The organism is Bacteroidota bacterium, assembly GCA_023957335.1.
GTDB lineage: Bacteria > Bacteroidota > Bacteroidia > NS11-12g > UBA955 > JALOAG01.
Genome location: JAMLHC010000004.1, coordinates 262,114 through 283,058 on the forward strand (window position 1 = coordinate 262,114; position 20,945 = coordinate 283,058).

Genomic DNA, 20,945 nt, shown 5'->3' on the forward strand with positions numbered 1-20,945 from the left:
TTAGCAAAATTGTATAAATCATGTCCCTAAAAATCCTATATCTCTTTACCTCTCCCTCCCTCAAAGGTTCTTCTGTACAAACCAAAGTGCTGAACCAGATAAAATACCTAAACAAAGCAGGGGCAGAATGTAAAGGAGCTTTCTTTAGCACCGAAGTTAAGGAAGTAACCCTTTTAAACGAATTTGTAGAACTCATCCCGGTAGAGAAATGTACTTGGAAATATTTTCAAGCCTCTGGGAGAAAGAGAAAAGTAATGGAAGCGGTGTTAAAGTATGCAAATGAAAATTTTACTGAAACAGACTTATTTTATTTTAGATATCCGGGAGCAGGTAGCTTGCTGAAACAGTTCTCCAAGAAGTTTGGTAAGAAAACAGTTTTTGAACATTTGAGTATTGAAGAATCCGAAATAAGATTGGGTTCTCAGGAGAATCCGTTTGGTCTTTCTCCCTCAAAAATTTTTAGTAGGGCAGAATACTATTGGTTACCCTTGTGGCGAGAAAAACTATTTGGAAAAACGATTAGAAAAAATTCAGCTTTAGGCATTTGTAATTCTAAGGATATTGCAGAATGGCAGGAAAAAGTATCTGGGGGCAAGTATAAAACAATTCTAGGAGGAGATGCAGTAGAGACAAGTTCCTTTACTCTGAGAAAATCACCCTTTTTCACTCAAGAATTAAATCTTATTTTTCTTAAAGGAGCAGCAACTTCGGCTGACTATAACGGTATAGATAGAATTTTTAAATCCATAAAAAACTATCAAGGAGAAATGCAGATTAAACTGTACTTGTTAGGTAGAAACTTAGAATATGAAAAGAGTTTAGCAAAAGAATGTTCTCTATCTGATGAGCAAGTATTTTTCAATGGATTTATGGGAGGAGAAGAACTGGATTTGCTAATAGATACAATGCATTTAGGGGTTTCTCAATTTGGGATTTATAGAAAGAACTTAAATTCGAATAGTACCATAAAAGCCAGAGAGTATTTTGCTCGTGGGCTTCCTTTTATTTATGGGCATGAAGACCCTGATATGATCGAATCCTCTAAGGAATTTGCACTTCAATTTTCTAATGATGATAGCCTAATAGATATGCAGAAGGTAATTGATTTTGCTCAGAGAGTTTTATCCGATCCGGAGCATCCACAAAAGATGAGAGCTTATGCAGAGCAATATTTGGATTATGAGGTAAAGATGAGGAGGCTGGCGGAGGAATTGGGAAAGTTGAAGAATTAGGGTTTTATTTCTGTCATGGTGCATACAGTCCCGTTCGTTCACGATGTCATGGTGAGTGATTCCGCTTAAGCGGAATAGTATCGAACCATGAATAGCGAGTAATAATGTTTAAGTTTATCATTCGCCCTTGTCGCCTTCGATACAACCTCACTACGTTCGGTCACTCAGGCTGACAAGTTCCGTAATGTCATGGTGCTTACAGTCCCGTCAATACGGGAAGTGATTTTGTTGCTCCGAGCAAAATAGCCTGTTCTGAGTATAATCGAAGGATATCGAACCATGAACAAGGGATTTTCTTTTGAATAGTTTGAACAAAATAAACCACAGGCGATAATTAGAATTTTATGGAATTCGATTCCATAAAATTCTATATCTTTGAAAAATGATTCCAAGGCAAGCTGAAAATAAATTATTACAACTTAGTCATAGTTTCAAGAGTGTAGCGGTTACCGGACCTCGACAGTCCGGGAAAACAACGCTGGTTAGAAAGGTATTTGAAAAGAAGCCTTATGTATCGCTTGAAAATCCGGACACCAGACTGTTAGCTTTAGATGATCCAAGAGCGTTTTTGGATCAATATACTAAATCCGGTGCTGTTTTGGATGAGATTCAACGCGCCCCGCAAATCTTCTCCTATCTTCAAGAGATATTAGATAATTCCAAAGAGCATGGACTGTTTATTTTGACAGGTTCTGATAATTTTTTATTACATCAAAATATCTCACAGTCATTAGCCGGTAGAATTGCTTTTCTTAATTTACTACCACTTTCAATTTCAGAGTTAAAGGAATCCGGGAAATTGCCCGAGGAGGATGATGATTTGATGTTTAGAGGATTTTATCCTGCATTATATGATAATCTCAAACTTTTACCGCAAGACTGGACTAACAACTATCTGCGAACCTATATTGAAAGAGATGTTAGGCAAATTCAAAATGTATCGGACTTATTAGTATTTGAACGTTTTATACGCATCTTAGCAGGTCGAACAGGTCAAGAACTAAACTATTCTGCGATTGCAAATGAAGTGGGTGTAGATACAAAGACCATTCAATCTTGGATAAGCATTTTGGCTAATAGCTTTATAGTGTTTTTGCTGGCGCCCTTTTATAAAAACTTTAATAAAACTGTTGTCAAACGACCTAAACTCTATTTTTATGATACAGCCTTAGTCTGTTCGCTTTTGGGTTTATCAAACAAAGATATGTTGTATAGCTATCCATTGCGAGGAGCGATTTTTGAAACTATGGTAGTTTCTGAGTTACATAAACAGAGTTTTAATAAGGGACTCAAGCCGGATAGAATATTCTTTTGGAGAGATAAAAATAAGAATGAAGTAGATTTGATTTTAGATTCAATAACAACTCAACTTCCGGTTGAAATTAAATCTGGAAGAACATATCATCCTGAAATGGCTAAATCTTTAAATTACTTTCATACACTGGCTCAGATAGATAAATCTTATCTAATCTATGGAGGTGAAATAGAGTCAAGAAAAGAGGAAGGCGTTTCTGTTTTGAATTGGAGAAATTTTGTTCAAGAAAATATTATGGAACCATGATTAGGGGTAGATTATCATTCGCCCTTTGTCCGCCTTCGATACCCTTCGATTATACTCAGGGCAGGCGATTTTTATTTCCGATTTGCTGCAATAAAAATCACTCAGGCTGACAACGTCCGTTCGGTCACTCAGGATGACAATGTCCGTAACTCTATACTTGTTTCAGAAGCGGTTGAACCCGGGGCATTATTACTGTTTTTTGGAAACTAAAACAAATATCCTAACTCTTTCAACCTAACATTATAAATAAAAAATCCGTTTAATTCAGAGAAATGGAAAATACATATCAACTGTCATCCTATAGGATTACAGAACACACAGAACGACAATAATGTACAAACAAAAAATTTATTTTCCAAATCTTAACGGGCTTCGGTTTATTGCTGCATTGTTAGTAATCATACACCACATTGAACAACTAAAATCAATCTCAAAAATAGATAATTATTGGGGGACAGTGCCATTTATAGGCATTATTGGCAAACTCGGTGTCGTTTTATTTTTTGTGTTGAGTGGTTTTTTAATAACTTACTTGCTTTTGACAGAAGAATATTCATTTAAAAAGATAAATATAGGTAAGTTTTACATAAGAAGAATTTTGAGAATTTGGCCGCTATACTATTTAATTATCATTCTTGCATTCTTAGTGCTACCCAATATTGATTTATTTGTCCTACCCAATTATAGCAAAGAAGTAATCTATTCTAACTTATTACCTAAATTAGTTTTGTACGCAATATTCTTTCCAAACCTTGTCTTATCTATTTTAGGAGTAGTGCCTTATGCATCACACACATGGTCAATTGGAACAGAAGAGCAATTTTATTTGGTTTGGCCAGTTATCCTTAAGCTAGTGAAAAAGTACCGAATCGGTTTAATGTTTTTTATAATAGCTTTTTACATTGCATTTGGCACCTTTCTACAATCACATTATTCCGACTTTATTCCATATAAGAATGTGATACGTGCATTTTGGTCAACATTTAATATAGACTGCATGGCAATTGGAGGACTTTTTGCAATCTTATTATTTCAAAAAAATAAACTTTTAAAACTGCTACAGAATAATATACTATTCTACCTAACAATCTGTGTTACAATATTTTTAATGGTAAAGGGTATATACATACCAAAATTTCATTACGAATTTTATTCGGTTCTTTTTGGTATCATTATCCTAAACTTTGCATCCAACAATACAATTAATATATCTCTTGAAAATAGGGCTCTCAATTACTTGGGTAATATTTCATACGGATTATATATGTATCACCCAATCGGAATTATATTAGCATTGTATATATGTAGTTTTATCAATCTTTCAAATTGGCTCATTTACCCCTTCAGTATTATCTTAACTATATTAATGGCTGGTCTTTCATATCAATATTTTGAATCATTTTTCTTACGGTATAAAGAAAAGTTTTCTATTGTAATGAGCGGAAACAGAAAACAAAATTAAACAATCTTTATTATGGTTAGCATAATTGAAAATGCCAATAAATAAATGCCTTCTGCAATACCAGTACTGAAGAACAAAATTGAATAAGCAGTTATTATTTGTCCGGTTTCAAATCAAAAGATTTGGTTTTTAATAACACTTTGAAAGTATATCGGTTGAATGACTAATAAGTCCATGTTTGACTTAATAAAATTAAATATTAAGATTCTTTTCTTGACAACCTCAAATGGGGAAGTCTTTGAAAGTGATATATAACCTCAATGAAAATTTTAATTACCGGCTCTAAAGGTTTTTTGGGTTCTGCGCTTTGGGACTTTTTATCCGACAAACACAAGTTGACGGGTCTTGTCAGACAAAAAGAAAACAGTGACAAAAACGTCTATGAGATTAGTCAGCTATCTTCTATAGATGAACACCCCGATGTGGTTATCATGTGTCATGCTGCGGTTGCATCAGGCAACGACACTAAGGATATGAATCATTTGATTGAATCAAATGTGCTGACAACCCAACAAATGGTTCAACACTTTTCCAATAGTTTTCTTATCTATATTTCCTCCATTTCTGTTTATGGAAACAATCAGAACATATTGACAGAACAAACATCCCCAACTCCTGAGACCGAGTATGCAATTTCTAAACTATGGGGAGAGAAGTGTGTAAGTCAAGCAAAGAATTATGCTATTGTAAGGTTGACCTCGCTTTATGGAAAAGGAATGAAAGAAAATACAATTATTCCAAACTATATTAATCAAGCATTATTAACAGGGGAAATTGAAGTTTGGGGTCAAGGAGAAAGAAGGCAAAACTATATTCACGTAGAAGACGTGGTTAGGTATATTGAAAATTTAATTTCAACACAAGAAAAAGGAATTTTTGTTGCCTCTAATGAAACTGAAGTTAGTAATATTGAACTTGCAAAACTTGTAGCAGAAGAAACAGGTGCTATGATTAATTTTAAAGAGACTGATAATTCAATCTCTATTCAGGTAGATAATAAAATGACAAGAAATACCTTGTCAATAAAGAATACGAAAGATTTTAGAGAAGGAATAAAAGAATATATTCAATGGAAGAAAAAACAATTTTAGTAACAGGAATTGGAGGCAATGTTGGTCAGGGTATTATACGCAATATCCAAGAAATGAAGTATAATATAAGAATTATAGGCACTAATATAACCCCATTTTCAGCAGGAAATCACTTAGTAGATACTTTTTACCAAACTCCCTATGGATATGATGCTTCGTTTGTTCCTTTAATAAAAAAAATAGTTAGTGATGAGCATGTTGATTTAATAATTCCATCAACGGATTATGAGTCATACTATCTATCTTTATATAGTAATGAAATTGAATGTGTAATTGCAGGCTCTTCCCATAAGGTTACAGAGAGATATTTAGATAAGTTTTTGACGTTTGAATTTCATAAAGAAAATAAAATACCTTTTGCTGAGAGTTATATCCCTTCTGCTTATCCTAATAAATTTGAAAACTTTATTGCAAAACCAAGAAAAGGGAGAGGTTCAAGAGGTTTGATGATTAACCCTAAAGATTTTTCTTTGTTGAATGACGAGGAATATATGATTCAAGAATTGCACAAGGGGAAAGAAATTACCTCAGCTGTTTATAGAAGATATAATGACGGAGAGATTCATGGTTTATTAACTATGGAAAGAAGTTTAGAAAATGGAGCAACTACTTTTTGCAGAGTTATCGATGAGCATGATACCGAAGTAATGAAGATTGCAAAAAAGATGTGTGAAACGCAACCGGGATTAAAAGGTTCTTTCAATATTCAATCTATAGTAACGGACGATAATATGGTTATACCATTTGAAATTAACTGTAGGATATCGGGTACAAATTCGATTAGAGCTCATTTTGGATTTAAGGATGTGCAATATACAATTGAAGAACTCTTGTGGGGAAAACAGCCACAAAGCCCTGTTATAACTAAAGGGTTTGCTTATAGATATTTGTCAGATGTGATTTATCCTGAAAATTCAGGTCTAAAAGGAACTAATCAAGATAATTTTAAATTATTTTAGTATGGTTATTTTATTTGATGCCGCAAATACATTGATACATAAGCCTCTTTTGTTTACAAAAGTAAAGGAAGTATTGAGCAAATTTGGGTTTAGGGTTGAAATAGAAAATCTTAGAAAGAATCATAAATTGATTTCCGAACTCATTATATTTCCAGACCGAACCTCAAAAGAATTTTATATGACATTCAATAAAGAATGGCTTAATTCTCTTGGTATTATTACTCCCAAAGCGATGTTGGATGCTATTTATTCTGCTTGTTCTTATTTGCCATGGGAAAAGTTTGAAGATACAGATGTCCTTAAAGAACTTGATAATAAATATGCAGTTTTATCTAATTTTCATGGAGGATTAAATTCAATTCTGGAAAAACATTTTGGTTCTTTATTTCAGGAATTATTAGTTTCAGAGAATGAGGAACTAAGAAAACCTGATATTGAATTTTATTTAAGAGCAATTAGCAAACTAAAAATAAACCCTAAAGAGATAATATATATTGGAGATTCTATAAAACTGGATTTAGAGCCTGCTTTATTAGTGGGCATGAACGCTTATTTGATAGATAGATATAATGATTATCCGTATTGTTCCCAAAGGCTTAACTCGTTATACGAACTAAAAGAACTCTTATAAAAATGAAGAAATTATCATTAGTTGTCCCAGTGTATTTTGAGGAAGAATGTATTCTTCAATACCTCAAAGAAACCATTCCTGTATTATCAGCACTGGGTTTAGATTGGGAAATAGTATTTGTGGATGATGGAAGCAAAGACAAAACGGTAGAATTAATCAAGGAAGAAGCAACAAAAGAAAACAGGATTAAATTAGTAGAGTTTTCATATAACCAAGGAAAGCAAGCTGCTGTAAGTGCCGGTATTCGCTATGCCACCGGAGACTATTTGCTGTATATGGATCCGGACTTGCAAGACCCACCTGACGAAATTCCTCATTTTGTAAGAGAAATAGAACAAGGATATGATTTGGTTTTTGGTGTTCGAAAAGAAAAAATTGACAGTACATTAAACAAGCTGTACTCAAAGATATTTTGGGGAACTCTCAATAAATTTACGGGATTAGAAATACCCAAAGGTTTGGCTGTAATGCGGATTTTTAACAGAAAATTTGCAGATAAATTTTTGGAATATGCAGAGCAAAATAGATTTATAGAAGGTATTTTTATTCATATTGGTATGAAAAGAACGCAGATTGAAGTTTCGCAGAGAAAAAGATTTGCCGGAAGAAGTAAGTTTAATTTTAAAAGAAAAATGCAATTAGCATTTGACGCTATTTTTGATTTTTCGGAATTACCATTGAAACTTGCAGTGAAATTAGGAATGTTTTTCTCATTGTTTGGTTTAGTTGCCCTTGTACTGTTGGTTATTTTAAAATTATTTTTCATTGACTTTGAACTTGGATGGCCTTCGTTAATTAGTGCTATTATTTTGGGTTTTGGCATCCAACTCTTTTTTATTGGTATCGCTGCTATTTATATCGGAAAAATATACAAAGAGAGCAAAAGAAGACCTCTGTATTCTATTAAAGATTTAACAAACTTATGAAAAGACTTGCAATCATTGGTTCAGGAGATTTAGGACAACACATCGCTCATCATGCAGTTCAAGATGGGAAACATGAAGTTGTTGGTTTTTTTGATGATTATGAAGTCAAAGGAACGCTTAAGAATCAAATCCTTATTTTGGGTGCAATTGCCGAAGTTGAGGACATGTTTAGAAAAGGAGATTTTGATTGCTTAATGATTGGGATTGGCTATAAACATATGCAAGTAAGAAAAGAACTTTATGAAAAATTGAGTGGTAAAATCCCATTTGCAACGCTAATACACTCTTCATCTTATATTGACAATTCAGCAGAGATAGGAGAAGGTTGTTTCATTCTGCCGGGATGCATTGTTGACAAACATGTAAAAATTGGAGCAAATGTTCTATTAAATGTTGGAGCAGTGATCTCACATGATACTCAAGTTGATAATCATTGTTTCCTATCTCCATCAGTAAGTATAGCAGGAAAGACACATATAAAAGAATGTTGTATAATAGGAATAAACTCAACCATTATTGATAATATTACCATTGAGCCATTTATTCAAATAGCAGGCGGTACTGTGGTTATAGAAAATTTAACTATTTCAGGTATGTATGCAGGTGTTCCTGCAAAACTTAAAAAAAGATTTTAATATGATTACTTTTATAAACCTTTCTTAATAAGTCCCAACAGTAACCGCAATATGCCCGAACACCAGAACATAGAATACAAAACAATCTGGAAAGACGAATACCTGAAAGGTCTTTGTGGTTTTGCCAATGCCTCAGGAGGGAAATTGTATGTTGGTGTTAAAGACGATGGAAGTGTTTGTGGAATTGACAACAGCACCTTATTGTTGGAACAGTTGCCTAATAAATTTAGGGATTTATTGGGAATATATGCAGAGATAAACCTTCTTGACTACAAGGGGCTGCATTATCTTGAAATCAGCGTTTTGCAGCACGAAATTCCCATTTCATACAAGGGTAAATATTATTTGAGGTCGGGCAGCACTTTACAGGAATTAAAAGGCTCCGCGCTGAATGACTTTATACTGAAGAAAATGGGCAGGTCTTGGGACGGTGTCATCGAACCCAACTTTTCCGGCAAAGATATTGACCCCAAAACAATAGAACGCTTTAAGAGTATGGCTGCTGACAGATTGCCTTTTATTCGTTCAGAAAATGATGACATGGCAGTTTTGGAAAAACTGAACCTGAGCGAAGCAGGAAAACTGAAACGTGCTGCTATTTTGCTCTTTGGCAACAATGTGCAACGGTTTTTCTTGCAGGCACGGGTAAAAATCGGGTTGTTTACCTCCCATACAGATATGCTGTCTGTTGATTTGATAGAGGGAAACTTGTTTCAACAAATGGAGCAAACACTGGAAATTCTGCGGACAAAATACCTGTTAAGCCCTGTTTCTTATGAAGGAGTTCACAGAAGGGAAAAACTCGAAATACCCTTTACAGCCCTCAGAGAAGCTGTTATTAATGCCTTGATACACCGCGTTTATTCCACTACATCTACCATACAAATCCGTATTACAGAGCAGGAAGTAGAAATAATGAACGAATGTAATATGTCTGATACCCTGAATGTACAAGACTTAAAGAAACCGCATTTGTCCAAACCGCAAAACAGGTTGCTTGCTGATACTTTTTACAAGGCTGGGCTAATAGAAAGCTGGGGCAGGGGAACACTCAAAATAGTAGAGGATTGTGTTAGGGCGGGATTGAAAGAACCTGAATTTACAGCCAACGACCACTTTTTCTCTATACTCTTTCACAGAACGAACGAAAACTTCACTGAAAACTTCACTGAAAACTTCACTGAAAACTTCACTGAAAACCTGAAACAAATACTTGAACTGATAAAAAGAAAACCTACCGTTACAGTAGATGAAATGGCTGCCAAAGTAGGGATATCAAGACGCGCCATCACGAATAATACCAATAAACTAAAAAAATTGGGCTTAATAAAACGTGTAGGATCGGCAAAAGGAGGTTTTTGGGAAATCACAAAAAAAACAAAAAGATAACATAATGATAGGCTTCAATAAACCTTATGTAACAGGCAAAGAATACGAATATATTGCCGATGCAGTAAACTCTGGAAAAATTTCCGGCAACGGTAAATACACCCAACTCTGCCAAAAAGTCTTTGAGCAGAAATACGGCTTTCAAAAATGCTTACTTACTACATCTTGTACAGATGCTTTGGAAATGGCAGCTATTCTGTTGAATATTAAGGAAGGAGATGAGGTCATCATTCCTTCTTACACTTTTGTGAGTACTGCCAATGCTTTTGTGTTGAGAGGAGCAAGAATTGTATTTGCTGATTCTATGGAACAAAACCCAAACGTTGACGCTGAGCAATTGGAAGGCCTGATTACGCCTAAAACCAAAGCCATTGTGGTGGTGCATTATGCGGGAATTGCTTGTGATATGGATAGGGTGATGGAGATTGCAAATAAGCATAATCTCTTTGTGGTAGAAGACGCTGCACAGGCTATAGATAGTTTTTATACCGGAAAAGATGGAGTAAAAAGACCTTTGGGCAGTATTGGTCATTTGGCAGCTTTTAGCTTTCACGAGACCAAAAATATCATTTCCGGTGAAGGAGGAATGTTAGTTGTAAACGATGAGCAATTTGTAAAACGTTCAGAAATCATCTGGGAAAAAGGAACAAATCGTTCTGCATTTTTCAGAGGAGAAATAGACAAATATGGCTGGGTGGACATGGGCTCTTCCTTTTTGCCTTCAGAGATTGTGGCTGCTTTTCTTTGGGCACAATTAGAGAATTTGGATGATATCCAACAAAAGCGAATTGCACTGTGGGAGCAATATTATAAACTTCTAAAACCTTTGCAAGATAAAGGAATATTGCAATTGCCTATTGTTCCGGACTATGCAACCAATAATGCCCACATGTTTTATGTGATTTGCAGAAATATTGAAGAGAGGACTGCAATTATCAACCAACTTAGAGAAAACGAAATCCATGCGGTGTTTCACTATTTGAGTTTGCACAAAAGCCCTTTCTATACCGATAAACATGATGGCAGAGTATTACCTTTAACAGATTCCTATGCAGAAACCTTGTTGAGATTGCCTATGTATTATGAGTTGAATGAGGTAGATGTGGAGAGGATTTGTAAGTTGATACCGGGATATAAGTAATTTTTTATGATTGAAAAAATAAAACAACTGGAGGTATTTGTTAATTCTTATTCTAAGTATATTTTAGGTGTTATAGTTTTTACCTTTCTCGCTACTAGAATAGCATATTTAGAGAGCGATGTCCCTCCTAAAAATATTGCAGAATACACACAAAATGATGAGGCATACTACGCTATAAAAGCAATTCAGCTAATTAACAAATCTAAATTAAAGATTAAAGATAAAGAATATTTTGAGAATGATTACTTGGCACCACTTAACCTACTTCAACAATATTCGGTTTTTTTATCTTTAAAAATATTTGGCAAAAACTATTATGGTTTGCGAATGCCATCTGTTTTTGCTGGGTTAATAGTGTTGGTTTTATTCTTTTCTATAGTTAAAGATAGATTTGGAGGGATATGGGCTGTGATATCTGCTTTATTTTTGTTGGTTAATTTTAATTTTTTGTTGGCTTCAAGAATTAACGAACCAACAATATTCAGAATGATGGCAATGTTTATTTTATTATATTATCTTTTAAAAAGGGTTAACACCCATAGATCAAAGTACAGGTATTTCATTGTCGGTCTTATCGGTACTAGCTGTTTTATTTATATTTATCCAACAAATGCCTTTTTAATCTTAGTGACTTTATTATTGCCTTTTATTCCATCTTTAAAACAAGACGATTATAACTTTAGCATATCTTTTTACAACCTTCTTTATGTTATTCTTGGATTACTAGTTGCGGTCTTGATTTTTATACTTATTGCTATTGCTGTTTCTGATACCATTGATTTTAAGTATTTTCTTTCTTCATATTTTGTTAGAACGGCTGTAGGTCAAACAGAACAATCTTTATTTGGCAAAATGATTCATAATCTTAAAGGTATATATGGTGCTTCCTATTTCTTTGGCAATCTACCTTTCTTCTTATTTTTTGTTTTAGCATATTTACTTTTTATTTTTGACATATTGAAATCTTGTGTAAGAAAGTTGGGCAAACATGCTGATATTCTAGTATTTTTATTTATAACTTTATTTTTTATTCAGACTGCATTCATTAATGACTATGGACTACGTAAACTTGTTTTTATTTTGCCACTGGTTGTTTACATATTGATTCATTGTTTTGATTTAATTTTAAATTACAGTATTAGACTAAAATTTTTGTTATTCATCCCACTATTTATTTTGTTTGTGTTTTCAGCAATTGACTCTTTGAAGAAAGATTATTTGTATGTATATTCGATACCCACATTTAACCATAAAGAAGCAATGATAAAACTAAGAGAATATGATAATGAAATATTTGTTGGGGGTTGGTCTTATTCTTTTTCCTTGTATAATGATATAATACCAACGTTAAATAAATATTCTTTCTATAATAAAGGCGATATTGAAAGTAAGTTAATGCGTGATTCTAATAAAACTCTCAAAGCCAAGGGTTCTGTATACGATTATAGTGATACAATTGAAATGGCTATGAAGGATAACGGATTTGAATTATATGAAATATTACTTTATTCTAATGATCCAAGACTAAAAGATATAGGTTTATACTTTAAGAAATAAACTTGAGAATTATCCATTACTTCGTTGATGAAATCCGAACTCCTTTTGTTGCAGAGGACATCAGGAGAATAGCCGCTCGTTTTGAAGTGGTCTATTTGTTTTCTGTAGAAAAGTTAGAAGGGAAAGAAAATCTACCCGAGAATGTAATTGTGTATGAGGATTTCTTGGATTGGAAACAGTTTAAGCCTATGCAGATTGTCATAAAGAATTTGTTTTCTATCTTAGGGATTTACATTTCAGAATCTTGGGCATTAAAAAAGTTTCTGCCTTTCAAGAAAACAATTGCATTGATAAGTTCTAATATTTTCAAAGCAGAACAAATTTTAGATATAGTTCGTACCCTTCGACTACGCTCAGGGTACGAACTACGGTCAGGGTACGAACTCACGAGCATTAATAGTGGTCTATATGCTCAAACGGAAGTTACATCACAATCGCTGAGCAAACCTACACCGCGGTCGCTGAGCGTAGTCGAAGCGCCCGCCTACTACTCCTTCTGGTTCTACGACTGCATCTACCTAGCTTGGATGAGAAAGAAAGGATGGATTGATAAAGCAGTTACACGGGCACATGGAGGAGATTTATTTGAAGAAAGAGGTTCATTAAATGGGAAAACTTTATTGAGAAACTTTCAAACTAAATACCTTGATGCTGTTTTATCTGTTTCAGATGAAGGAACAGAATACCTTAAAAAAAGGTATCCTAAAGCAAAAAACAAGATTAAGACTGTATTTCTGGGAAGCCAAGATGCCGGAGAGAATCCATTTGAAAAAAAAAGTTTTACAATAGTAAGTTGTGCGAGAGTGCGTAATATTAAGCGCATACATAAAATAGCGGAGATGCTTCAATTTATTTCCTTTCCTATAACATGGATTCATATTGGTTCGGAAAACTTGGAAGCAAAGAATGACCCGACCATTTCCATTTATCTAAAGAATAAAGAAAAACTCAACCAGAATCCTAATGTTACTGTTGTGACCCAAGGTTTGATGAATAATCAAGAAGTTTTAAATCTGTATAAAAATACTCCAATCAATCTGTTTATTAGCTTGTCAGAAGCAGAGGGTATTCCAGTCAGTATGATGGAGGCGATTAGTTTTGGGATTCCCATACTCTCAACAGATGTAGGAGGCTGCAAAGAAATTGTAAATGAAAAAACTGGAGTCTTAATACCTTTGGAAACTTCTATGAAAGAGGTAGCAGAGATTATAACGGAATTCAAGGATTCTTCAAAAAATACAATTGAATTTAGAGAAGGAGTAAGAAGATTTTGGGAGGAACATTTTGATGCGGATAAGAATTACGGGAAATTGTTTGAGGAGATAGTTGGATAAAGGAGAAATATCACAGTGTTACACTGTGGAACTAAAGAATAAGTTTTAGATGACTAAACAAGAGCTCATACAAAAAATAGTTGACTTAGAATGGGAAGATTTTGAAGTAAAAACTGCAGAATCTTCTGTTCCAAAATCGGCTTGGGAATCTGTTAGTGCTTTTTCAAATTCGTCTGGTGGTTGGTTAATTTTTGGAATTGAGCAAATAGGTAAGAAATTTAATATTACAGGCGTTCATAATTCAGAAAAAATTGAACAAGACTTTTTGGTAACACTACGTAGCGGAGAGAAGTTTAACACAATAATTACTCCAGAATGCAAACGATATAAGTTTGAGGATAAAACAGTACTTGGGTTTTATATTTCTCCATCAGGACAAAAACCAATTTATTTTAATAACAATCAACACAATACTTTCATTCGAAAAGGAAGTGCCGATTTAAGAGCGTCAAAATCTGAAGTTGATTACCTATATAGAGATCAGACTTTTGGAGTTAGAACTTCTGAAATATTAGAAGATACAAGTTCCTCCTCTTTAAAAGTAAAATCAGTTCATGAATACAGGGATTATATGTCTCGATTTAATCCTACAGTAGGTTATAATCAAAAAGAATTAAATGATTTCTTGACTAGTTTGCGCATTATAGATAAAGAAACCGAGCATTGTACAGTTGCTGGATTGCTCTTCTTCGGACAAAGAGAACAAATAGAGCAGTTTTTTCCTGATTTTAGAATAGATTTATTAGAAATACCAGGAATATCATATAATAGTTCTTCTTCACGATATACCTTTCGCTTAAATGAGGATGATTATGAAAATTTATGGGAAGCTTATTTTGAATGTTTTAGACGTTTAAGAAAAACAGTAGATATTCAGTTTCAATTAACTTCCGAAGGTTTTGGAGAAGAATTGTCTCCGGGATTGAATGCAGTACGTGAGGTATTAGTAAATATGTTAATGCATGCCGATTATTATTCAACGAGTTGCCCAAGAATACGTATTTTTACCAATCATATAGAATTTTATAATCCGGGGGGATTGCCAAAACCATTGAAAGAACTAAAGGAAAAAGATTTATCAATTCCTCGAAATCCCATCCTAGCAAAACTTTTTCGCATGGTAAAATTAGCTGAAAATGCAGGTTATGGTTTTGATAAAATTGAAAGTAATTGGAAACGCTATAACCATACAAAACCTGAATATAATATTGACTTCGATTCTGTAATTATAAAAATGAAGATTGACGAAGTTATTAATGACGAAAATGTCGGTGTAGATGTCGGAATAAATGTCGGTGTAAATAATGTTTTGGAAATCATAGAGAAAACTCCGGGGATAAATTCAAAAGGAATTTTTTCCAATTTTGATGTTACTAAAAGAACGGTGGAGCGTTGGATAGAAGAACTGCGTAATGAAGGAAAAATCGAATTTAAAGGAGCTCCCAAAACGGGAGGATACTATGTTAAACCTATTACTAATGACAAATCGAATGTCGGTGTAAATGTCGGTGTGGATGTCGGAATAAATGTCGGTGTAAATAATGTTTTGGAAATCATAGAGAAAACTCCGGGGATAAATTCAAAAGGAATTTCTTTCAATTTTGATGTTACTCAAAGAACGGTGGAGCGTTGGATAGAACAATTACGAAATGAAGGGAAAATCGAATTTAAAGGAGCTCCCAAAACGGGAGGATATTTTTTGAAAGAGTAAAAGTAAGTATTTAGAGATTGATATTGTACTGATTCCACAGCGTTACTCGGTGTTTTACACAGTGTTACATAGTGGTCTAAGAGAATTATTAGTTGCGAGAAGAGGAAGCAGAAATGCTCTTAGTATAGGGGATAATAAAATTATAAGAGGTTGTTTGAGGAATTACGAGTATTATGACAAATTTAAGAGAAATACATTGCTGTGTTAGACAGTGAAAAAAAAGAATAAACAATGACAAATCCCACATTTATAATAGCAGAAATAGCTCAGGCACACGATGGTAGTCTGGGTATTCTTCATTCCTATATTGATGCTTTAGCAGATACTGGGGTAGATGCAATAAAATTTCAAACCCATATTGCCGAAGCAGAAAGTAGTGCACAAGAACCTTTTAGAGTGAACTTCTCTTATGAGGATAGAACGCGATACGATTATTGGAAAAGAATGGAGTTTTCACCGGAACAATGGAAGGGAATCAAAGCACATTGCGATGAAAAAGGTTTGGAATTTATGTCCTCTCCTTTTTCGTTGAAGGCGGTGGATTTGCTTGAAGAACTTGGAGTGAAGCGATATAAGATTGGTTCCGGAGAGGTAAGTAATCTTTTATTACTCGAAAAAATTGCTAAAACCGGGAAACCTGTGATTTTAAGCTCCGGACTTAGTGACTGGTCTGAATTGGAGCAAGCTGTCAATTTTCTAAAAGAACAAAAAATTGATATTTCTGTATTGCAATGTGCTACTTCTTATCCTGCTCCACCCGAAAGTTGGGGATTGAATGTGCTACAAGAATTAAAAGAAAGCTTTGGTGTAAAAATTGGATTTTCGGATCATTCCGGAGAAATATATGCTTGCCTCGCAGCTTCTGCATTAGGAGCTGAGATTTTAGAGTTTCACGCTGTTTTTGATAAAAGAATGTTCGGTCCCGATGCCACTAGTTCTTTGACTATTTCACAAATAGAAGAGTTGGTTAAAGGTGTGAGAGCCATTGAAAAAGCAAGGCAAAATCCGGTTCAGAAGATAATTAGTACATCACAACAAGAATTAAAAACAATGTTTGGGAAGTCTCTTGCGGTTAATAAAGACCTGGAAGCAGGCGAAAGAATACAATTTGATTTTTTAGAATCCAAAAAACCTGCAAACGAGGGAATATCGGCCAGAGATTTTAAAAATGTAATTGGAAAAAAACTGAAATACCCCAAACGTAAATGGGATTTTTTAAGAAAAGAAGATTTAGAATAATATGTGTGGTATAGCGGGAATTATTAGTAATATAAAAGGAGGAAGAACAATGCGCTTGACTCAAATGTTAGAAAGTCAAAAGCATAGGGGTCCGGATTTTACAGGAAAATCCGAAGGTGATACTTATTCTATTGGACATAATAGGTTGAGTATAATTGATTTATCCCATGTGTCAAATCAACCTTTAGTTTCGCATTGTGGAAATTATATTTTGTCATTTAATGGTGAGATTTATAATTATCAGGAGTTAAGGAAACAAATAGATTATCCCTTTATTACTTCAAGTGATTCAGAGGTATTGTTGGCAGCATATATAACATGGGGGATATCTTGCTTGGATAAACTTAATGGGATGTTTTCATTTGCAGTTTATGATATTAAAAAAGAAATATTATTTGGAGCAAGAGATAGATTTGGAGTAAAGCCTTTTTATTATCATATTTTTAACGAAGGGTTTGTTTTTGCAAGTGAAATAAAAGCAATTTTAGCAAGTCGATATGTTGAGAAGAGCTGGAACAATGAGGTTTGGGCAAACTACTTAGAATTTGGTTATTACCCGTCCGATAAATTAACTTTTTATAAAGAAATTTACCAATTGGAGGCAGGTAATTATTTCATTTATAACCTTAAAGATAAGAATTATACCCAACATCAATACTATGATTTCTCCAAGAGAGTTAGAAAGTATAGCTGGGAGAACAGAAATCAGCAAAGTATAGAAGAAGAGCTGAAAAAGGAGTTGACAAGCAGTATTAGACTCAGATTATTGGCAGATGTAAAAAGAGGCTTCAATTTGAGTGGAGGTATGGACTCTACCTTGTTGTTTTCTCTTATTAGAAATGAACTAAGTCCAGCAGATACTAAAGCATTTACCTTTTATTGTAATGATGAAAGATATGATGAAATCAACTGGGTGAAGCAAATTATAAAGGATTCTGAATTTGAATTAGAACAATGTCTGTTAAAATCTTCTGATATTCCGGATTATGCAGAAAAGATACAATATTTTCAAGATGAACCATATTCGGGAATAGCAACTTTAGCTTACGCTAAAACTTTTGAAAGTGCGAGGTCGCAAGGGTATAAAGTGATTTTAGATGGTAGTGGAATGGATGAACAGATAGGAGGTTATGATTATTATTATAATAATAACGATAGTATTGTTCAAGGTGTAAATTCAAGCCCGCTTAGAGGTAATGCGATAAATCCAGACTTTAGAAAATTAGCTTCAAAAAAAGAGTTTCCGAAACCATTTACTTCAAATCTACAGAATTTACAATTTAGAGATATATTTTATACTAAATTACCAAGAGATTTGAGGATGACAGACCGAATTTCTATGGCATTTAGTACGGAGATGAGAGAGCCTTTCTTAAATCACAACTTGGTCGAAAAGAGTTTTTCTCTACCGGATGATTTTAAATATAGAAATAATCGAACTAAATGGATAATGAGGGAAATCCTTTTACAGTATATAGGCAAGGCAATAGCGCAAGCCCCTAAGAGGCCGATTCAAACACCACAAAGAGAGTGGTTGAGTAGTAATTTAAAGGAATGGGTTGTTGAAATGACAAATGTTGCAATAGTTAAATCTAATTGGTTGGATAGGAAAGAAGTAAGGAAAGAATTAGACAATTTCTTAACCAGAGACCATAGCAATAGTTTTTATATATGGCAATGGGTTAATATAGGATTAATGTTAAAGTAAAATGAAAAGAAAAGTTTGTGTTGTTGTTACGGCAAGACCAAGTTATAGCAGAGTTAAAACTGCTTTAAAAGCAATCCATGACCATCCTGATTTGGAATTGCAATTAGTAATTGGAGCAAGTGCTTTGTTAGAGAGATATGGTTCAGCAGTTAACTATATTGAAGAAGATGGATTTACGATTGCAGAGAGAGTGTATATGGTAATAGAAGGAGCTACTCTGACGACTTCTGCCAAAACAACTGGAATTGGAATCATGGAACTTTCTACAACTTTCGATAATCTAAGACCAGATGTGGTTTGTACTATTGGAGATAGGTATGAAACGATGGCAACTGCAATTGCAGCGAGTTATATGAATATTCCCCTTGTTCATATACAGGGAGGAGAGGTGACAGGAAATATTGATGAGAAGGTGAGACACGCCATTAGTAAATTAGCAGATGTGCATTTGGTTTCCAATGAAGATGCTCGGCAGAGGTTGATTAAAATGGGAGAGTATGAGGATAAAATTCATATTACAGGTTGTCCCAGCATTGATATTGCTCGAGAGGTGGCAGAAAATCCCGAATTGGATTTTAACCCTTGTGAAAAATATGGTGGAGTAGGGTATGAAATTAACCCAGAAGAACCTTATTTGGTTGTGATGCAACACCCGGTTACAACAGAATACCAAAAGTCGAGAGAACAGGCAGCCATGTTGGTTAATATCATCCACCAATTAGATATTCCAACTTTTTGGTTTTGGCCAAATCCTGATGCAGGGAGTGATGGAACAAGCGGTGCCTTAAGAACCTATAGAGAAGAGAATCCAATAAATAAAATTCGTTTTTTTAAAAATATGGAAGGAAAAGATTTCCTTAGGCTATTGGTTCATTCCAGATGCATTATAGGAAATAGCAGTGTGGGTATAAGAGAGTGTTCTTATCTTGGAGTACCGGTCGTGAATATTGGTACTAGACAAAACAGAAGGCTAAGAGGTAAAAATGTAATAGACATAGATTTTAAAGAAGAAGAATTAAAAAATGCAATTCGTACTCAAATGAATCATGGGAAGTTTGAGAAAGAAAAACTGTATGGAGATGGAAATGCTGGGGTAAATATTGCAGATGTATTAGCAAAAGTTAAATTGGAAGTAAGAAAAGTAATTAGTTATTAAAAAAAAGAATATGACAAAAACATTGCACGGACTACCGGAAGAAGTTATTTTTTGTAAGAAATGTTGTATCTCAAATCAACGTCCTAGCACCAAAAGGGAGTTTTCAAAGAAAACGAGTGCAGATACAGAAACAGTGGGGTTTGGAGAAGATGGCATTTGCGATTCTTGCAAATGGTTTGAATACAAAAAGACTATTGATTGGGTAGCAAGAGAAAAACAATTAGAGGAACTTTGTAATCGATTTAGAAGAAATGATGGCACGTATGATGTCATTATCCCTTCAAGTGGAGGAAAAGATAGTTTTTATGTGGCACATATACTGAAACATAAATATAATATGAATCCATTAACCGTTACTTGGGCACCCCATAAGTACACTCAGATTGGTTGGGAGAATTTTCAAAGTATGAATGATAATGGCTTTGATAATATTTTGGTTACTCCTAATGGCAAAGTACATAGAAAACTCACGCGTTTAGCATTTGAAAATTTAGTGAATCCATTTCAACCTTTTATTATTGGTCAGAAGAATGTTGCTCCAAGAGCAGCTTTACAATATGGGGTTCAATTAATAATGTATGGTGAAAACCAAGCAGAAGCACATAATAAGTTTGATGAAAACTTAAGCCCTCTAATGGATATAAAACATTTTTGTAAAAAAGAGGGAGAAGAACTTTATTTCGGAGGCGTAAATATCAAAGATTTGGGTCAATATGGAATTGAGGATAAGGATATGTATCTATACAAGCCTTTAGATGAAAAACACATTAGAGAGGCGGGGATAGAGGTACATTTCTTTAGTTTTTATAATAACTGGTCTCCACAAGAAAACTACTACTATGCAATGGAACATTCAGGCTTTAAGTCTAACCCGGATGGAAGAAGCGAAGGAACTTATACAAAGTTTGCCAGCTTAGATGACAAAATAGACGGACAACATTATTATACCATGTTCATTAAGTTTGGACAGGGTAGAGCCATGAATGATGTAAACAGAGATATACGGGACGGTTTTATTACAAGAGAAGAAGGTGTAGAGTTAATAAATAAATATGATGGTGAGTTCCCCAAGAAATACTTTAAGGAAGTTCTTGAATATTTAGATATCACAGAAGAAAAGTATTGGGAAGTGATAAATAATGCAAGGTCGCCTCACCTTTGGGAACAAAAAAATGGAGAGTGGGTGTTGAAGCATAAGGTAAGCTAAGAGTTT

The 20,945-nt window shown here is 34.1% G+C and carries 17 protein-coding genes; all 17 read left to right on the forward strand.

The genetic code is table 11. The features are described 5' to 3' along the window. Positions 1–20: 20 nt before the first annotated feature. The gene (locus tag M9892_09420; protein ID MCO5254569.1) at positions 21–1,232 is read left to right on the forward strand and encodes a hypothetical protein; all 1,212 of its coding nucleotides are present in this window, start codon (positions 21–23) and stop codon (positions 1,230–1,232) included. Positions 1,233–1,614: 382 nt separating this feature from the next. Further along, entirely contained in the window at positions 1,615–2,793 is a 1,179-nt protein-coding gene (locus tag M9892_09425; protein MCO5254570.1) for an ATP-binding protein, read from the forward strand. A gap of 331 nt (positions 2,794–3,124) precedes the next feature. Next, the gene (locus M9892_09430; protein ID MCO5254571.1) at positions 3,125–4,255 is read left to right on the forward strand and encodes an acyltransferase; all 1,131 of its coding nucleotides are present in this window, start codon (positions 3,125–3,127) and stop codon (positions 4,253–4,255) included. 260 nt (positions 4,256–4,515) lie between these two features. Beyond that, on the forward strand, positions 4,516–5,346 hold the full coding sequence (locus tag M9892_09435) for an NAD(P)-dependent oxidoreductase (protein ID MCO5254572.1): 831 nt from the start codon (positions 4,516–4,518) through the stop codon (positions 5,344–5,346). After that, complete coding sequence (locus M9892_09440; protein ID MCO5254573.1) at positions 5,325–6,305, forward strand: ATP-grasp domain-containing protein; 981 nt, start codon at positions 5,325–5,327, stop codon at positions 6,303–6,305. Before M9892_09435 ends, M9892_09440 begins: the two co-directional genes overlap by 22 nt. A 1-nt stretch (position 6,306) precedes the next feature. Then, a complete protein-coding gene (locus tag M9892_09445) occupies positions 6,307–6,936 on the forward strand; it encodes an HAD family hydrolase (GenBank protein MCO5254574.1) in 630 nt (209 codons plus the stop codon). A 2-nt stretch (positions 6,937–6,938) separates the two neighbouring features. Beyond that, complete coding sequence (locus M9892_09450) at positions 6,939–7,862, forward strand: glycosyltransferase family 2 protein (GenBank protein ID MCO5254575.1); 924 nt, start codon at positions 6,939–6,941, stop codon at positions 7,860–7,862. Then, complete coding sequence (locus M9892_09455) at positions 7,859–8,497, forward strand: acetyltransferase (GenBank protein ID MCO5254576.1); 639 nt, start codon at positions 7,859–7,861, stop codon at positions 8,495–8,497. Before M9892_09450 ends, M9892_09455 begins: the two co-directional genes overlap by 4 nt. Positions 8,498–8,548: 51 nt before the next feature. Beyond that, positions 8,549–9,886 carry a putative DNA binding domain-containing protein gene (locus M9892_09460; GenBank protein MCO5254577.1) on the forward strand — a complete coding sequence of 446 codons (1,338 nt, stop codon included), beginning with the start codon at positions 8,549–8,551 and terminating at the stop codon, positions 9,884–9,886. 4 nt (positions 9,887–9,890) lie between these two features. Beyond that, positions 9,891–11,027, forward strand: coding sequence for a dTDP-4-amino-4,6-dideoxygalactose transaminase (gene rffA / locus M9892_09465; GenBank protein ID MCO5254578.1), 1,137 nt, complete (start codon positions 9,891–9,893; stop codon positions 11,025–11,027). A gap of 6 nt (positions 11,028–11,033) precedes the next feature. Further along, on the forward strand, positions 11,034–12,584 hold the full coding sequence (locus M9892_09470; protein ID MCO5254579.1) for a glycosyltransferase family 39 protein: 1,551 nt from the start codon (positions 11,034–11,036) through the stop codon (positions 12,582–12,584). A gap of 2 nt (positions 12,585–12,586) precedes the next feature. Then, positions 12,587–13,918 carry a glycosyltransferase gene (locus M9892_09475; protein MCO5254580.1) on the forward strand — a complete coding sequence of 444 codons (1,332 nt, stop codon included), beginning with the start codon at positions 12,587–12,589 and terminating at the stop codon, positions 13,916–13,918. 49 nt (positions 13,919–13,967) lie between these two features. Next, positions 13,968–15,629, forward strand: a complete 1,662-nt coding sequence (locus tag M9892_09480) for a putative DNA binding domain-containing protein (GenBank protein MCO5254581.1) — start codon at positions 13,968–13,970, stop codon at positions 15,627–15,629. Between the two features lie 231 nt (positions 15,630–15,860). After that, entirely contained in the window at positions 15,861–16,868 is a 1,008-nt protein-coding gene (locus tag M9892_09485) for an N-acetylneuraminate synthase family protein (GenBank protein ID MCO5254582.1), read from the forward strand. A gap of 64 nt (positions 16,869–16,932) precedes the next feature. Continuing rightward, the gene (asnB, locus tag M9892_09490; GenBank protein ID MCO5254583.1) at positions 16,933–18,576 is read left to right on the forward strand and encodes an asparagine synthase (glutamine-hydrolyzing); all 1,644 of its coding nucleotides are present in this window, start codon (positions 16,933–16,935) and stop codon (positions 18,574–18,576) included. A gap of 1 nt (position 18,577) precedes the next feature. Continuing rightward, on the forward strand, positions 18,578–19,732 hold the full coding sequence (gene neuC, locus M9892_09495; protein MCO5254584.1) for a UDP-N-acetylglucosamine 2-epimerase: 1,155 nt from the start codon (positions 18,578–18,580) through the stop codon (positions 19,730–19,732). A 10-nt stretch (positions 19,733–19,742) separates the two neighbouring features. Further along, positions 19,743–20,939 (forward strand): N-acetyl sugar amidotransferase, encoded by a 1,197-nt coding sequence (locus tag M9892_09500; protein MCO5254585.1) that lies wholly within the window; start codon positions 19,743–19,745, stop codon positions 20,937–20,939. Positions 20,940–20,945 lie beyond the last annotated feature (6 nt).

What these genes read in the sequence shown, in the direction of transcription:
- M9892_09420 (MCO5254569.1), top strand. Translation starts at nt 21, where the DNA reads ATGTCCCTAAAAATCCTATATCTCTTTACCTCTCCCTCCCTCAAAGGT.
- M9892_09425 (MCO5254570.1), top strand. Translation starts at nt 1,615, where the DNA reads ATGATTCCAAGGCAAGCTGAAAATAAATTATTACAACTTAGTCATAGT.
- M9892_09430 (MCO5254571.1), top strand. Translation starts at nt 3,125, where the DNA reads ATGTACAAACAAAAAATTTATTTTCCAAATCTTAACGGGCTTCGGTTT.
- M9892_09435 (MCO5254572.1), top strand. Translation starts at nt 4,516, where the DNA reads ATGAAAATTTTAATTACCGGCTCTAAAGGTTTTTTGGGTTCTGCGCTT.
- M9892_09440 (MCO5254573.1), top strand. Translation starts at nt 5,325, where the DNA reads ATGGAAGAAAAAACAATTTTAGTAACAGGAATTGGAGGCAATGTTGGT.
- M9892_09445 (MCO5254574.1), top strand. Translation starts at nt 6,307, where the DNA reads ATGGTTATTTTATTTGATGCCGCAAATACATTGATACATAAGCCTCTT.
- M9892_09450 (MCO5254575.1), top strand. Translation starts at nt 6,939, where the DNA reads ATGAAGAAATTATCATTAGTTGTCCCAGTGTATTTTGAGGAAGAATGT.
- M9892_09455 (MCO5254576.1), top strand. Translation starts at nt 7,859, where the DNA reads ATGAAAAGACTTGCAATCATTGGTTCAGGAGATTTAGGACAACACATC.
- M9892_09460 (MCO5254577.1), top strand. Translation starts at nt 8,549, where the DNA reads ATGCCCGAACACCAGAACATAGAATACAAAACAATCTGGAAAGACGAA.
- rffA (MCO5254578.1), top strand. Translation starts at nt 9,891, where the DNA reads ATGATAGGCTTCAATAAACCTTATGTAACAGGCAAAGAATACGAATAT.
- M9892_09470 (MCO5254579.1), top strand. Translation starts at nt 11,034, where the DNA reads ATGATTGAAAAAATAAAACAACTGGAGGTATTTGTTAATTCTTATTCT.
- M9892_09480 (MCO5254581.1), top strand. Translation starts at nt 13,968, where the DNA reads ATGACTAAACAAGAGCTCATACAAAAAATAGTTGACTTAGAATGGGAA.
- M9892_09485 (MCO5254582.1), top strand. Translation starts at nt 15,861, where the DNA reads ATGACAAATCCCACATTTATAATAGCAGAAATAGCTCAGGCACACGAT.
- asnB (MCO5254583.1), top strand. Translation starts at nt 16,933, where the DNA reads ATGTTAGAAAGTCAAAAGCATAGGGGTCCGGATTTTACAGGAAAATCC.
- neuC (MCO5254584.1), top strand. Translation starts at nt 18,578, where the DNA reads ATGAAAAGAAAAGTTTGTGTTGTTGTTACGGCAAGACCAAGTTATAGC.
- M9892_09500 (MCO5254585.1), top strand. Translation starts at nt 19,743, where the DNA reads ATGACAAAAACATTGCACGGACTACCGGAAGAAGTTATTTTTTGTAAG.